This is a genomic window from Streptomyces griseus subsp. griseus (assembly GCF_003610995.1).
Taxonomy (GTDB): domain Bacteria; phylum Actinomycetota; class Actinomycetes; order Streptomycetales; family Streptomycetaceae; genus Streptomyces.
In genome coordinates, this window is the sequence record NZ_CP032543.1 from 3,433,412 (window position 1) to 3,445,757 (window position 12,346).

General features: G+C 69.5%; 14 protein-coding genes and 1 tRNA gene. 5 read left to right on the top strand and 10 right to left on the bottom strand.

All coding sequences use genetic code 11. The annotated features are described in order from the left end of the window. Positions 1 to 121: 121 nt before the first annotated feature. Both D6270_RS15225 and D6270_RS15230 read right to left on the bottom strand, forming a co-directional pair. Complete coding sequence (locus tag D6270_RS15225) at positions 122 to 592, bottom strand: RidA family protein (protein WP_109164904.1); 471 nt, start codon at positions 590 to 592, stop codon at positions 122 to 124. Then, complete coding sequence (locus D6270_RS15230; protein WP_003967454.1) at positions 592 to 750, bottom strand: Sp36 family protein; 159 nt, start codon at positions 748 to 750, stop codon at positions 592 to 594. Before D6270_RS15230 ends, D6270_RS15225 begins: the two co-directional genes overlap by 1 nt. A gap of 72 nt (positions 751 to 822) precedes the next feature. Here D6270_RS15230 and D6270_RS15235 point away from each other — a divergent pair, with 72 nt between their 5' ends. Continuing rightward, positions 823 to 1,797 (top strand): ATPase BagA, encoded by a 975-nt coding sequence (locus tag D6270_RS15235; RefSeq protein ID WP_109164903.1) that lies wholly within the window; start codon positions 823 to 825, stop codon positions 1,795 to 1,797. Between the two features lie 34 nt (positions 1,798 to 1,831). Continuing rightward, on the top strand, positions 1,832 to 3,184 hold the full coding sequence (locus D6270_RS15240; protein ID WP_151414682.1) for an ATPase BagB: 1,353 nt from the start codon (positions 1,832 to 1,834) through the stop codon (positions 3,182 to 3,184). 45 nt (positions 3,185 to 3,229) lie between these two features. On the opposite strand, the gene D6270_RS15245 is transcribed toward D6270_RS15240, so the two are convergent. Continuing rightward, positions 3,230 to 3,580 (bottom strand): WhiB family transcriptional regulator, encoded by a 351-nt coding sequence (locus tag D6270_RS15245; RefSeq protein ID WP_202418672.1) that lies wholly within the window; start codon positions 3,578 to 3,580, stop codon positions 3,230 to 3,232. A gap of 639 nt (positions 3,581 to 4,219) precedes the next feature. On the opposite strand from D6270_RS15245, the gene D6270_RS15255 reads away from it, so the two are divergent. Continuing rightward, positions 4,220 to 6,469 carry a transglycosylase domain-containing protein gene (locus tag D6270_RS15255; protein ID WP_109164900.1) on the top strand — a complete coding sequence of 750 codons (2,250 nt, stop codon included), beginning with the start codon at positions 4,220 to 4,222 and terminating at the stop codon, positions 6,467 to 6,469. A 73-nt stretch (positions 6,470 to 6,542) separates the two neighbouring features. On the opposite strand, the gene D6270_RS15260 is transcribed toward D6270_RS15255, so the two are convergent. Then, a complete protein-coding gene (locus D6270_RS15260) occupies positions 6,543 to 7,007 on the bottom strand; it encodes a GatB/YqeY domain-containing protein (RefSeq protein WP_030718267.1) in 465 nt (154 codons plus the stop codon). Positions 7,008 to 7,086: 79 nt separating this feature from the next. Here D6270_RS15260 and D6270_RS15265 point away from each other — a divergent pair, with 79 nt between their 5' ends. Both D6270_RS15265 and D6270_RS15270 read left to right on the top strand, forming a co-directional pair. Next, a complete protein-coding gene (locus D6270_RS15265; protein WP_109164899.1) occupies positions 7,087 to 8,025 on the top strand; it encodes a metallophosphoesterase in 939 nt (312 codons plus the stop codon). A gap of 160 nt (positions 8,026 to 8,185) precedes the next feature. Next, positions 8,186 to 8,259, top strand: a tRNA-Pro gene (locus D6270_RS15270). 95 nt (positions 8,260 to 8,354) lie between these two features. Here the strand turns inward: D6270_RS15270 and xerC are convergent. The 6 genes from xerC to D6270_RS15300 are packed head-to-tail and all read right to left on the bottom strand — an operon-like array spanning position 8,355 to position 12,342. Further along, on the bottom strand, positions 8,355 to 9,524 hold the full coding sequence (gene xerC, locus D6270_RS15275) for a site-specific integrase (protein WP_151414683.1): 1,170 nt from the start codon (positions 9,522 to 9,524) through the stop codon (positions 8,355 to 8,357). Continuing rightward, positions 9,521 to 9,742, bottom strand: coding sequence for a helix-turn-helix domain-containing protein (locus D6270_RS15280; RefSeq protein WP_151414684.1), 222 nt, complete (start codon positions 9,740 to 9,742; stop codon positions 9,521 to 9,523). Before D6270_RS15280 ends, xerC begins: the two co-directional genes overlap by 4 nt. Then, complete coding sequence (repSA, locus tag D6270_RS15285; protein ID WP_151414685.1) at positions 9,736 to 11,136, bottom strand: replication initiator protein RepSA; 1,401 nt, start codon at positions 11,134 to 11,136, stop codon at positions 9,736 to 9,738. Before repSA ends, D6270_RS15280 begins: the two co-directional genes overlap by 7 nt. Then, on the bottom strand, positions 11,133 to 11,957 hold the full coding sequence (locus tag D6270_RS15290) for a phosphoadenosine phosphosulfate reductase (RefSeq protein WP_225976863.1): 825 nt from the start codon (positions 11,955 to 11,957) through the stop codon (positions 11,133 to 11,135). The genes repSA and D6270_RS15290 overlap by 4 nt, the downstream gene beginning before the upstream one ends. Further along, positions 11,957 to 12,151, bottom strand: coding sequence for a hypothetical protein (locus D6270_RS15295; RefSeq protein WP_151414686.1), 195 nt, complete (start codon positions 12,149 to 12,151; stop codon positions 11,957 to 11,959). The genes D6270_RS15290 and D6270_RS15295 overlap by 1 nt, the downstream gene beginning before the upstream one ends. Positions 12,152 to 12,156: 5 nt before the next feature. Then, positions 12,157 to 12,342, bottom strand: a complete 186-nt coding sequence (locus D6270_RS15300; RefSeq protein ID WP_151414687.1) for a hypothetical protein — start codon at positions 12,340 to 12,342, stop codon at positions 12,157 to 12,159. Positions 12,343 to 12,346: the final 4 nt, after the last annotated feature.

Below are 12,346 nucleotides of genomic sequence, written 5' to 3' on the forward strand. Positions count from 1 at the left end.
CAGCTCCCCGACATGCCCCGTACACACCCGCTCCCGCCCGCCACACACACGATCCCGCCCGGTCGCGGGGACCGGACGGGATCGGGAGGGACATCGGGGAATGGCCGGTACGGCGTACGGCTCAGGCGTCGACGAGCTCGACCTGGACCTCGACCTCGACCGGGGCGTCCAGCGGCAACACGGCGACGCCCACGGCGCTGCGTGCGTGCACCCCCTTGTCGCCCAGGACCGCGCCCAGCAGCTCGCTCGCACCGTTGATCACGGCGGGCTGCCCGGTGAAGTCGGAGGCCGAGGCGACGAAGCCCACGACCTTCACGACGCGCTTGATCCGGTCCAGGTCACCGGCGACCGACTTCACGGCGGCCAGGGCGTTGAGCGCGCAGGTCCTGGCGAGCTCCTTCGCCTCGTCCGGCGTCACCTCGGCGCCGACCTTGCCGGTGACGGCGAGCTTGCCGTCCACCATCGGCAGCTGGCCCGAGGTGTACACGTACACCCCGGACTGCACGGCCGGCTGGTACGAGGCCAGCGGCGGCACGACGGCGGGCAGGGTCAGGCCGAGCTCGGCGAGCTGAGCCTCGACGGCGCCCGCCACTACGCCTTCTCCCGCTTCAGGTAGGCCACGAGCTGCTCGGGGTTGTTCGGGCCGGGAACGACCTGGACCAGCTCCCAGCCGTCCTCGCCCCAGGTGTCCAGAATCTGCTTGGTCGCGTGCACGAGAAGGGGCACGGTCGCGTATTCCCACTTGGTCATGGGCCTGACTGTAACGCCTGGCACGTACGGTCCCGTGCGTAGCCCGGGGCCGGACTGGTTAGGCTCGAATACGTGAGCAGGTTCCAGGTCGTCAGCGGCAAGGGCGGTACCGGTAAGACCACGGTCGCCGCCGCCCTCGCGCTCGCCCTCGCGACCGAGGGCAGGCGCACCCTCCTCGTCGAGGTCGAGGGCAGACAGGGCATCGCGCAGCTCTTCGGTGCCGACTCGTTGCCCTATGAGGAGCGGAGAATCGCCGTCGCGCCGGGCGGCGGCGAGGTGCACGCGCTGGCGATCGACGCCGAGCAGGCGCTCCTCGACTACCTCCAGATGTTCTACAAGCTCGGTGGCGCCGGCCGGGCGCTCAAGAAGCTCGGCGCGATCGACTTCGCCACCACCATCGCGCCCGGGGTCCGGGACGTCCTGCTGACCGGCAAGGCGTGCGAAGCCGTACGCCGCAAGGACAAGCAGGGCCGGTTCGTCTACGACTACGTGATCATGGACGCCCCGCCGACCGGCCGGGTCACGCGCTTCCTGAACGTCAACGACGAGGTGGCGGGGCTGGCCAGGATCGGCCCGATACACAACCAGGCGCAGGCCGTGATGCGGCTCCTGAAGTCCCCGCAGACCGCGGTCCACCTGGTGACCCTCCTGGAGGAGATGCCGGTCCAGGAGACCGCCGACGGCATCGCCGAACTGCGCGCCGCCGACCTGCCCGTGGGCCGTGTCATCGTCAACATGGTGCGCCCGCACCTGGTCGACGAGGAGACCCTGCGCACCGCCGCCACCGGCCGCCGCAAGGAGATCGCCAAGACGCTGACCCGCGCCGGGGTGACCGGCTCCGCCGCCCTCGTACGGCCTCTGATCGCGCAGGCCGCGGAACACGCCCAGCGGGTCGGCCTGGAGCGTGAGCAGCGCGCCGTGCTGGCCGGGCTCGGCCTGCCGACGGCCGAGCTGCCGCTGATCGGCGACGGGGTGGACCCGGCCGCGCTGCTCGACCTGGCCACGGAGCTCCGTAAACAGGGCGTAGGGGAAGAGGCGGACGCATGACGCAGGCCACGGACACCCCGGAGCAGGCCCCGGGCTGGACACCGACGCACTGCTGGACGACCCGGGCATCCGGATCATCGTCTGCTGCGGCTCCGGCGGCGTCGGCAAGACCACCACGGCCGCCGCTCTGGGCGTACGGGCGGCCGAGCGCGGCCGGAAGGTCGTCGTCCTCACCATCGACCCGGCCCGCCGGCTCGCGCAGTCCATGGGCATCGACCAGCTGGACAACGTCCCGCGCCGGGTCGAGGACATCGCGGGCGAGGGCGAACTGCACGCCATGATGCTGGACATGAAGCGCACCTTCGACGAGACCGTGGAGGCGCACGCGGACGCCGAGAGGGCCCGCGCGATCCTGGAGAACCCCTTCTACCAGTCCCTGTCGGCCGGGTTCGCCGGTACGCAGGAGTACATGGCGATGGAGAAGCTCGGGCAGCTGCGGGCGCGCGACGAGTGGGACCTGATCGTCGTCGACACCCCGCCCTCGCGCTCCGCACTGGACTTCCTGGACGCGCCGAAGCGGCTCGGCTCGTTCCTGGACGGGAAGTTCATCCGGCTGCTGATGGCGCCCGCGAAGGTGGGCGGCCGGGCCGGGATGAAGTTCCTCAATGTCGGTATGTCGATGATGACCGGGACGCTGGGCAAGCTCCTCGGCGGCCAGTTCCTCCGGGACGTGCAGACGTTCGTCGCCGCGATGGACACCATGTTCGGCGGCTTCCGCAGCCGCGCGGACGCCACGTACAAGCTGCTCCAGGCCCCCGGTACGGCCTTCCTCGTGGTCGCGACGCCGGAGCGGGACGCACTGCGCGAGGCCGCGTACTTCGTGGAGCGGCTGGCGGCGGAGGACATGCCGCTGGCCGGTCTCGTCCTCAACCGGGCGCACGGCAGCGAGGCCGCCCGGCTCTCCGCCGAGCAGGCGCTGGCCGCCGCAGAAAATCTTGACGCCGCCCGCATTGTGGATCAGACGGCCGGGAAGGCTGGCCTTGGTGACCGGGAGGCCCCCGACCCGGCGGTCACCCGCCCCGAAGCCGCCGCGCCGCCGCTCTCCCCCGAGCCCGGGCACGGCAACGAGCACAGGACCACCGGAGAACACGACCACAGCCACGAGGACACGCACGAGCCGCATGCGAAGAACACGACGGACGAAACCGCCGAAACCCCTGCGGACATCGACGAACTGACGGCGGATCTGCTGCGCCTGCACGCCGAACGTATGCAGGTCGTCGCGCGTGAACAGCACACACGCGACCGCTTCACCGAGCTGCACCCCGAGGTCCTGGTGACCGCGGTGGCCGCTCTGCCCGGCGATGTGCACGACCTGGACGGCCTGCGAGCCATCGGCGACCGCCTGGCGTCCGGTTCCGACCCGGCTCCGGCCGGAGCTGCGTAGCCCCCACAGCTCCCCGCCCGAGCGACCCGGCCTGCCTCAGGGGCGCTACCCCGCAGCGGCGTACGTCTCGTGCAGTTCGTCGTCCTCCAGCCCGATCACCGCGGGCAGCATGCCGGTGGACCGCTCGTACTCACTGCGTGCGGTCTCCAGCAGGCGGCGCCAGGACGTGACGGTGGGCCGGCGGCGCAGCAGTGCGCGGCGCTCCCGCTCCGTCATTCCGCCCCACACGCCGAACTCGACGCGATTGTCCAGCGCGTCGGCCAGGCACTCGGTCCGCACCGGGCATCCGGTGCACACCGCCTTGGCCCTGTTCTGCGCTGCCCCTTGTACGAACAGTTCATCCGGATCGGTAGTGCGGCAGGCTGCCTGCGCACTCCAGTCGGTTACCCAGCCCATGCCGGCGCCGTCCTCTCCCGAATCGAGGCTCCCCCACGGCGGTAGCGGCATATTCACCGCTGCCAGTTGAGGACGTTACGGAAGGTGGGGACAGCACAACACCCCCTTCGGGCCCAATCTTGAATGGTCCGAACGGACTATGCGTATGCGGCAGATCACCCAGGGAGTGAGGGGAAGACATGCGCGACTAACTCCGCGAAAACGGGACAGTACACCCGAATGGCAATGGACGTTCAGTGACACACGGGGCGATTTCGGGGGCGCCGTGTGTGCGGTTCACCTGTGCGTCGGCCGGGAGAAGAATGACCAGAAGAGGTGCATGGGGCGGCAGGGGGGTTGATACGGAACCGGACTGCTGTGACAGTTGAGAGCAGCTTAGGCCAAGGCCTGCACGCCTGTCCGGCGAATGAGAAGGTAGGCGCCTGACGTGCGCCTGTCGGCCTGTGCGCCCACGTTTTCCCGACCAGCGGCCCGTAAGGCCGCCGTCCCAGGCGTGCCGCCTTCCGCCCCGGCCCCGGTCCGCGATCACACCCCCGCTCCGGCCCGCGCCCTCACCCGGATGTCACGGTCTGGTACTCGAACGCTCCGAGAGGCCCCTGCTCCTACAGAACGCTCATAACTACGGATTAGGCTGCCCTCATGCCAAAGAAGCGCTCGGGCGGGGGTCTCACCACGACCCAGCAGGCCGCCAAGTTCCTCGGTGTCGCCGCGCTCTCCGGAGCTGTCCTGGCAGGCATCGCGCTGCCCGCAGCCGGAGCGTTGGGGCTCGCCGCCAAGGGGACGGTCGAAGGGTTCGACGAGATCCCCTCCAACCTGAAGACTCCGCCGCTCAGCCAGCGGACCACGATCCTGGACCGCGACGGCGGGGCGATCGCGACGGTCTACTCGCGCGACCGCACCGTGGTCCCGCTCAAGGAGATCTCCCCGTACATGCAGGACGCGATCATCGCGATCGAGGACTCCCGCTTCTACGAGCACGGGGCGGTCGACCTCAAGGGCATCCTGCGCGCGATGAACCGCAACGTGCAGTCGGGCGGGACCGCGCAGGGCGCGTCGACCCTCACCCAGCAGTACGTGAAGAACGTGTTCGTCGAGGAGGCGGGCGACGACCAGGAGAAGGTCGCGCAGGCCACCCAGCAGACACTCGGCCGCAAGGTCCGTGAGCTGAAGTACGCGATCCAGGTCGAGGAAGAGCTCGGCAAGAAGAAGATCCTGGAGAACTACCTCAACATCACGTTCTTCGGCCAGCAGGCGTACGGCGTCGAGGCCGCTTCCCAGCGGTACTTCTCCAAGCACGCCAAGGACCTGAAGGTGGAGGAGGCCGCGCTGCTCGCCGGCATCGTCCAGTCGCCGACCCGCTACGACCCGGTCAACGACACGGAAGAGGCCACCAAGCGCCGTAACACCGTGCTGACCCGGATGGCCGCCACCCGCGCCATCTCGCAGGCCGAGGCCGACAAGGCCATGGAGACCCCGATCAAGCTGAAGGTCAGCAAGCCGAAGAACGGCTGCATCACAGCTGTCAGCGGTTCCGGGTTCTTCTGCGACTACGTACGCAAGACGATCCTGACCGACCCGGCGTTCGGCAAGACCGAGGAGGAGCGCTCCAAGCTCTGGAACCTCGGTGGGCTCACCGTCAAGACCACCCTCGACCCGCGCGCCCAGAAGGCCGCCAACGAGGCGGCGACCGCGAAGGTCAACAAGGACGACAAATTCGCGGCCTCCGTGGTGCAGGTGCAGCCGGGCACCGGCAAGATCCTCTCGATGGGCCAGTCCCGCCCGTACGGCCTGGACCAGAAGCAGAACGAGACGGTGCTGAACCTCTCCGTCAGCAACAGGATGGGCGGCAGCACATACGGCTTCCAGGTCGGCTCCACGTTCAAGCCGTTCACCGCGGCGGCGGCGCTGGAGAAGGGCATCACCCCGGCGACGTCGTTCTCGTCGGACTGGAAGATGACCCTCAAGGAGCAGGACTTCCGGAACTGCACCGGCTCCCCGGCGGGCTACGCGGACTGGAACCTGCAGAACGAGCTGGAGTCCGAGAAGGGCTCCTGGGACATGACCAGCGCGCTCGGCAAGTCGATCAACACCTACTTCGCGCTGCTGGAGCAGAAGGCCGGCCTCTGCGAGACCGTGGAGATGGCGAAGAAGCTCGGTTACGAGCGCGGTGACGGCAAGAAGATCGGCGAATACCCCTCGATCACCCTCGGCGGTGAGGTGAGCACCCCGCTCTCCATGGCCGGCGCGTACGCCGCGTTCGCCAACCGGGGCACGTACTGCACGCCGATCGCCCTTGAGTCGATCACCGACCCGAACGGCAAGAAGCTCAAGGTCCCGCGGTCGAAGTGCTCGCGGGCGATGAGCGAGAACACCGCGGACACCATCAACCAGATGCTCAAGGGCGTCGTCGAGGACGGCACCGGCACGCAGGCCGGGCTGAGCGACCGTGACAACGCGGGCAAGACCGGTACGACGAACGACCGCAAGGACGCCTGGTTCGTCGGGTACACGCCGAACCTCTCCACCGCGGTGTGGGTCGGTGACGACGTCGGCGAGAAGAGCTCGATGTTCAACGTCACCATCGGCGGCCAGTACTACGACAAGGTCTGCGGTGGCTGCCTCCCCGGACCGATCTGGCGGATCGCCATGACCGGAGCGCTCGACGCCTCCGAGACTCCGCAGTTCAACCAAGTCTCCGTTCCCCGGGCGAAGGACAAGGGCGACAAGGAGAAGGGGGACGGCGACGGTGACCGCGGCGGCGACGAGGGCCGTGAGGATGGCAAGCCCGGCCGGAACCGGCCCGGCGGCATCCACCTCCCGCCCGGCCTGATCGGCGGCGGTGGCGGCGGCGATCAGAACCAGCAGGGCGGCGGCAGGTCCGGCCCCTGACCTGCCCGTACGAAAGGGGGGGCGCCCCGGTCCGTCGACCGGGGCGCCCCCCCTTTCCCCGTCTGTACGGGTCTCAGCCCGCGAGACGCTTCTTCACCGCGGCGGCGACCCGGCCGCCCTCGGCGAGACCGGCCACCTTGGGGTTGACGATCTTCATGACGGCGCCCATGGCACGCGGCCCCTCGGCTCCGGCGGCCTTCGCCTCCTCGACGGCGGACGCCACGATCACGTTCAGCTCGTCGTCGGTGAGCTGCTTGGGGAGGTAGCCGTCCAGCAGCTCGCCCTCCGCTTTCTCCCGCTCGGCCTGCTCGGTCCGGCCGCCCTGGGCGAACGCCTCGGCCGCCTCACGGCGCTTCTTCGCCTCCTTGGCGATCACCTTCTGCACCTCGTCGTCGGAGAGCTCACGCGCCGACGTGCCGCTGACCTCTTCCTTGGTGATCGCGGTGAGGGTGAGCCGAAGGGTGGACGAGGTCAGCTCGTCACGCGCCTTCATGGCCGTGTGGAGGTCTTCCTTGAGCTTGGACTTGAGCGTGGTCATGCCGTGATTGTGACAGGTGCGGCGCTTCCGCCGCCCTCCGGTTTTCCGCTCGCGGCACCGTGTCTGCGACGATGGACACATGCGCGCACGCTACGGAGTACCCCTGAAAGTCACGGCAGTCGGTGCGGCGGTCGGCGCTGCCGGCCTCGCCTACGCCGCCGGATTCGAGGCCCGCTCGTTCCGCCTGCGGCGGGTCACCGTCCCCGTACTCCCGCACGGCGCCCGTCCGTTGCGCGTCCTCCAGGTCTCCGACATCCACATGGTGAGCGGCCAGCGCAAGAAGCGCGCCTGGCTCCAGTCGCTGGCGGGCCTGCGCCCCGACTTCGTGGTGAACACGGGCGACAACCTCTCCGACCCGGAGGCGGTGCCCGAGGTGCTGGACGCGCTCGGGCCGCTGATGGAGTTCCCGGGGGTGTACGTCTTCGGCTCCAACGACTACTACGGGCCCAAGCTGCGCAACCCCGGCCGCTACCTCCTGGAGAAGGTCCAGGGCAAGCACGGCCTCAACGGCAACGAGCCCGCGGTGGGCGTCGTACACAATCCGTGGGAGCCGATGCGGGACGCCTTCGACGAGGCGGGCTGGCTGAACCTGTCGAACACCCGGGGCCGGCTCAAGCTGGACGGGACGGAGATCGCGTTCACGGGCCTGGACGACCCGCACATCAAGCGCGACCGCTACGCCGAGGTCCAGGGCGGCCCCGAGACCGGCGCCGACCTCTCCATCGGCGTGGTCCACGCCCCGTACCTGCGCTCCCTGGACGCCTTCACGGCCGACGGCTACCCCCTGATCCTGGCCGGCCACACCCACGGCGGCCAGCTGTGCATCCCCTTCTACGGGGCCCTGGTCACCAACTGCGACCTGGACACGGACCGGGTCAAGGGCCTCTCCACCCACACGGCGGGCGCCCACCGCGCCTACCTCCACGTCTCCGCAGGCTGCGGCACCAACCGCTACACCCCGGTCCGCTTCGCCTGCCCCCCCGAGGTCACGCTGCTGACGCTGGTGGGGCGGGACTGAGGGTGGGGTGGGGGCCGGGCCAGGCTGGGCTGGGCTGGAGTGGGGCGGGGCTTGGATGAGGATGGGCTGAGCGGCCGGGTCCGGGTCCGGGGAAAGCGGATTTCGCCTCCGGCCGCAGGTGGGCTAAAGTAATCGATGTCGCCGGGAGACCGGTGGGCATCGGGGTGTAGCGCAGCTTGGCAGCGCGCTTCGTTCGGGACGAAGAGGTCGTGGGTTCAAATCCCGCCACCCCGACAGCTAAGCACCAGGTCAGAGGGCCCTTACCGAATCGGTAAGGGCCCTCTGGCGTTGCTGTGTGTCTATCTGCGTGACTATCGCTTCCTGCGTGCCTACGGCTTCCGTGGGTCCGCGCCGAAGATGCCGTCCATGACGACGGCGCCCGTCTGGATCACCGGCCTGATCTGCTTCCGGTAGACCTCCTCGGTCACGGCCGTCCCCGAGTGACCGACGAGCCGGGAGATCTCCTCCAGGGGGACGCCACGGTCGGAGAGCAGTGACACGAAGCTGTGCCGGAGTTCCCGAGGCGTCCACTCGGCCGCGTCGACCCCGTCGACGTCCTTGAGCGCTTGGCGGAAGGCGCGGCGGACGTTGGCGGCGTCGAGCGGCTTGCCGACGGCCGAGGAGAAAACGAGCCCGTGTTCCTCCCAGTCGTTGCCGGCGGCGAGCCGGTCCCAGCCCTGATCCTCGTACTGCCGCCAGAGCGCATCGATACAGCGTGACGGCAGGGCGAGCGTGCGCCGGGACTTGCGGGTCTTGGTGTCGCCACTCCGCCGGACCGACCGCCACACAGCAATGTGCGGAGGCTGCGGCGGGACCAGGTCGGGCCGTCCCTTGAGGAAGACGTGGTCCCAGGTGAGGGCCCGCAGTTCCTCGGTGCGAGCGCCGGTCAGGAGGGCGACGACAATGTAGGCGTACATCGAGGTTCCCTCAGCTCCTTGGAGAACGGCCTCCGCCTGGGCGAAGGTGAGGGCTTTCGAGGGGCGCCCGGACTGCCCCTGAGGCACCGAGCACAGTTCCACGACGTTGCGCTTGACCTTGTCCCGGGCCATAGCTCGCTTGACCGCCCGGTTCAGGCAGGAGTGAAGGCCCTGGAGAGTTCGGGTGCTGAGCGTCCTGGACTTCTTGGCCAGCCAGCGGTCAACGTCCTCCGCGCTGAGGTCGCGGAGCTTGCGGGCGCCGAGCGACGGAATTACGTGCTTCTCGCTGAGGAGCGTGGTCGTCGCGACGGTGCTCGGGTCAAGGCCGGCCAGACCGTAGGTTAGCCAGTCCGTGACAGCGTCCTTCACGGTGTAGTTGGTCGGCGCGATGGCCAGACCGTCTTCGTGGTCGCGCAGCACCTCCTTGAGCTTGTTCTTCGCCTCCGTCTTGGTCCTGCCACTCCCCCGCTTCACGATCCGCTTGCCGCTCGGGTCGAAGCCGAGGTTCGCCGTGGCGATCCACCGTTGCCGCTTCTCGTCCCAGTGGAGGCCGCCGTCACCGCGGCTGCGTCGCTTGGTCACTGCTCAGCCCCAGCTTCCCGCTCCAGGAGCGCAACGTAATCAGTGATGGCGGAAGCTGGAACGAGTCGGGTCCGCCCTTCCTTGACGGTCCGGAGACGACCAGCACGGATCAAGTCGTAGACGACGCTTCGGCTCAGCCCCAACACCCTCACAGCATCGGGAACGCGGTACAGAGCCGGAGGGATCGCCGGTCCCCCAGTGTCGAGTGCGGTCACCATTCCTCCTCAGCGCTCAGCAGTTCGGCGCGGTGTTCGCGGGCGGTTGCGCGGTTGTGTTGGATGTCGCGGTGGATGTTGACGGCGAGCCAGGATTCGCCGGGGGTGTGGCCGTTTCCGGCGTAGGCCCAGTGGGCGAGCGTGAGCGTGGTGGCTTCGGGGTGGTCGTCGGGGTCGGGGAGGCCGAGGGCGGCGCGTTGTTCGGCGGCGCGGTAGTCGGCGCGGACCTGTCGGAGGGCGCCGAGGGTGGTGGAGTAGGCCCGGGACTTGGTGGAGAAGTGGCCGCGGAAGCCGAGCATGTGGGCCCAGTCGCGGAGCTTGCGTTCCGGGTAGGCCTGGTGCAGGTCCAGGCAGGCTTCGATTAGCCGCCGTGGGTGCTCGGGGACGTCGAGGAGGACGAGGGCTTCCTTGTTGCCGACGCGGTGGTCGACGGTGCCGGTGGTCTCGGCGGCTTTGGTGGCGTATTTGGCGACGTAGGAGGCGACGGCTCGTTCGGTGAGGTCTTCGCCGTTACCGAACGCGCCGATGGGCTGCACGTCGAGCTGCGTGCCCCACCGCAGCGTCCACCCCTGCGTGATCCCGGCTTCCGGAACGGCCGGCACAACCACTTCGACCCGGGCGGCGGCGGCGCGGATCGCGTCGTCCAGCAGGTCGAGGGTGGCCCAGGCCGGGGGCGGGGTGTCCGGGCCGTCGGGTCCGTCGAAGCGGATGACCGCGTGGAAGTGAACGGCCCCGCGCTTCTGGTACTCGGCGACCTTGCCGAAGGAGACCTTGGACTGTTCGCGGGCGGCTTTCTGGGTGAGTCCGGCGCGGCGGGCGATTTCGCGGCGGAGGTAGATCGTGAAGTAGCGCCAGAGGTCGGAGGCGTGGTTGTTCCACAGCACCGCCCCCGCGTAGTCGTAGGTGTCCGGGTCGAGCGGCGTGCCCAGCTCCGGGGCGTCCTCGGTGTGCCGGGTACCGCAGCGGCAGGGGCGGTTGCCGGGCCGGTTGTGGACCGGGCCGAACGAGGGGGCCGTCAGGGTGGCGAAGACCCGGGGGTGGTCCCGGATCGTGGTGGGGGTGCCTTTGTCGGGGTCGCCGGTGAGTCCGGCGCGGATGAGGTGGTAGGTGTCGCCTGCGTAGGTCCAGGCGCAGGCGGGGCAGCGGGAGGCGCGGCGGTTGCCGCAGGCGATCCGTAACCGGCCGCCGGGCTCGGTGTCTGTCGAGTAGTGGTGCAGCAGGGTGCCGGTGGCCCTGTCGATGGTTTTGGTTGCGCCGGTGAGGTGGATGGGCTGGGAGCAGCCGCCGGTGCGGCGGAGTTGTTCGGTGAGGCGGTCGAAGCCGGGTGACCCGGCTACCCGGAGCAGATCGCTCAGGGTGGCCGGGTCCAGGCCCGCCGCGGTGGCGGTGTCGGTCACGTGAAGCACCGCCCGGAGTCGCACAGGCCGGTCTCGTCCCACTCGTCGAAGGGGAGGGTGTCCCAGCCGTCGGGGATGGCTTGGTCGAGGGGTTTGCCGTACCGGGTGAGGTAGACCGGGTCTTTGCCGAGCATGGTGCGTCGTTCGTTGAGGAGCGTTTCGAGCTGGCAGGACTTGGCGAACAGGTCGGGCGTGGTGCGGCGCATTTCGCGCCAGGCTTCCGGGCGGCGGAACGGGCAGAAGTAGCAGGCCGACTTGGGTGGTACGGGGAGCCCGGCAGCGTGGATGATGCGGTGGCAGTCGGTCCGGCGCAGGCCGAGGTCCAGGAGCGGGTAGGTCATCTGCTCGTAGGGCTCGCTGCGGCGGGTATTGGCGCGCTGGATCTCATCCACGCTGATGCCGACGCCGACAAGGGCCGGGTTGCTGGCGCTGGCGCCGAGCTGCTTGAGACGCTTGCCGACGACTTTGATTTTGAAGTCGCCGGTGCAGCTGCGCCTGCCGGGTGCGCCGTTGGCCATGCGGACGGGGATGCCGATGGAACGGGAGCCTTCGCGGGTCAGACGGCCGTAGAGGGTTTCGGTGCTGCCGTTACGGCGGGTGCGGTGGAGCTCCTCGATCGTGATCCCGTGAGCGGCGGCGAAGGGGGCCGCGTGCTGGCGGAAGTAGGTGATCGTTGCGGGGTCTTCGGAGTCCTCTCCGACGTTGGCGAAGAGGAATCGGTCGAAGTCGATGCGGCCTTGTGTGGCGAGGACGAGGCAGGCAACGGACTGGACGCCTCCGCCGAAGGAGAACACGCGCAGGGTGTCAGGTGTCGTGGTCATCACTGGCCCGTCCGGTTGTGAGCGGACCCGTGGTTCGCGGCGTAGCCCTCGACCAGGGCCTTGACCTGGCTGTCGCCCGTGGCGGTTGCCGAGGCTCCGCAGTGGCAGACGGCCGAGCCGGTGGCCGGGGTGTTCGGAGAGGGCTTACTGACATGGAGGCCAGGGCGGTCCGGGGTGGGGGTCAGGTTGGTCATGGCGCTCAGGCCCCGATCCGGGTGTGGGTGCGGGCGGCGGTGGTGGTGTGGCCGGTGCCGCGGCAGGCGGGGCAGTTCGCGGTGATGGTCTGGCGCTGCCCGTCGGGGGTGGTGTGGCCGGTGGTGATGGTGACGGTGGGGAAGCCGTCGCAGTGGCCGCAGATCAGCCGGGGCGGGGTGTGCTGGGGCATGATG

Bases quoted from the DNA above. Each gene is read 5' to 3' on its own strand.
- D6270_RS15230 (WP_003967454.1), bottom strand. From the start codon at position 750: ATGACCAAGTGGGAATACGCGACCGTGCCCCTTCTCGTGCACGCGACC.
- D6270_RS15245 (WP_202418672.1), bottom strand. From the start codon at position 3,580: ATGGGCTGGGTAACCGACTGGAGTGCGCAGGCAGCCTGCCGCACTACC.
- D6270_RS15255 (WP_109164900.1), top strand. From the start codon at position 4,220: ATGCCAAAGAAGCGCTCGGGCGGGGGTCTCACCACGACCCAGCAGGCC.
- D6270_RS15260 (WP_030718267.1), bottom strand. From the start codon at position 7,007: ATGACCACGCTCAAGTCCAAGCTCAAGGAAGACCTCCACACGGCCATG.
- D6270_RS15265 (WP_109164899.1), top strand. From the start codon at position 7,087: ATGCGCGCACGCTACGGAGTACCCCTGAAAGTCACGGCAGTCGGTGCG.
- D6270_RS15280 (WP_151414684.1), bottom strand. From the start codon at position 9,742: ATGGTGACCGCACTCGACACTGGGGGACCGGCGATCCCTCCGGCTCTG.
- D6270_RS15290 (WP_225976863.1), bottom strand. From the start codon at position 11,957: ATGACCACGACACCTGACACCCTGCGCGTGTTCTCCTTCGGCGGAGGC.
- D6270_RS15295 (WP_151414686.1), bottom strand. From the start codon at position 12,151: ATGACCAACCTGACCCCCACCCCGGACCGCCCTGGCCTCCATGTCAGT.
- D6270_RS15300 (WP_151414687.1), bottom strand. From the start codon at position 12,342: ATGCCCCAGCACACCCCGCCCCGGCTGATCTGCGGCCACTGCGACGGC.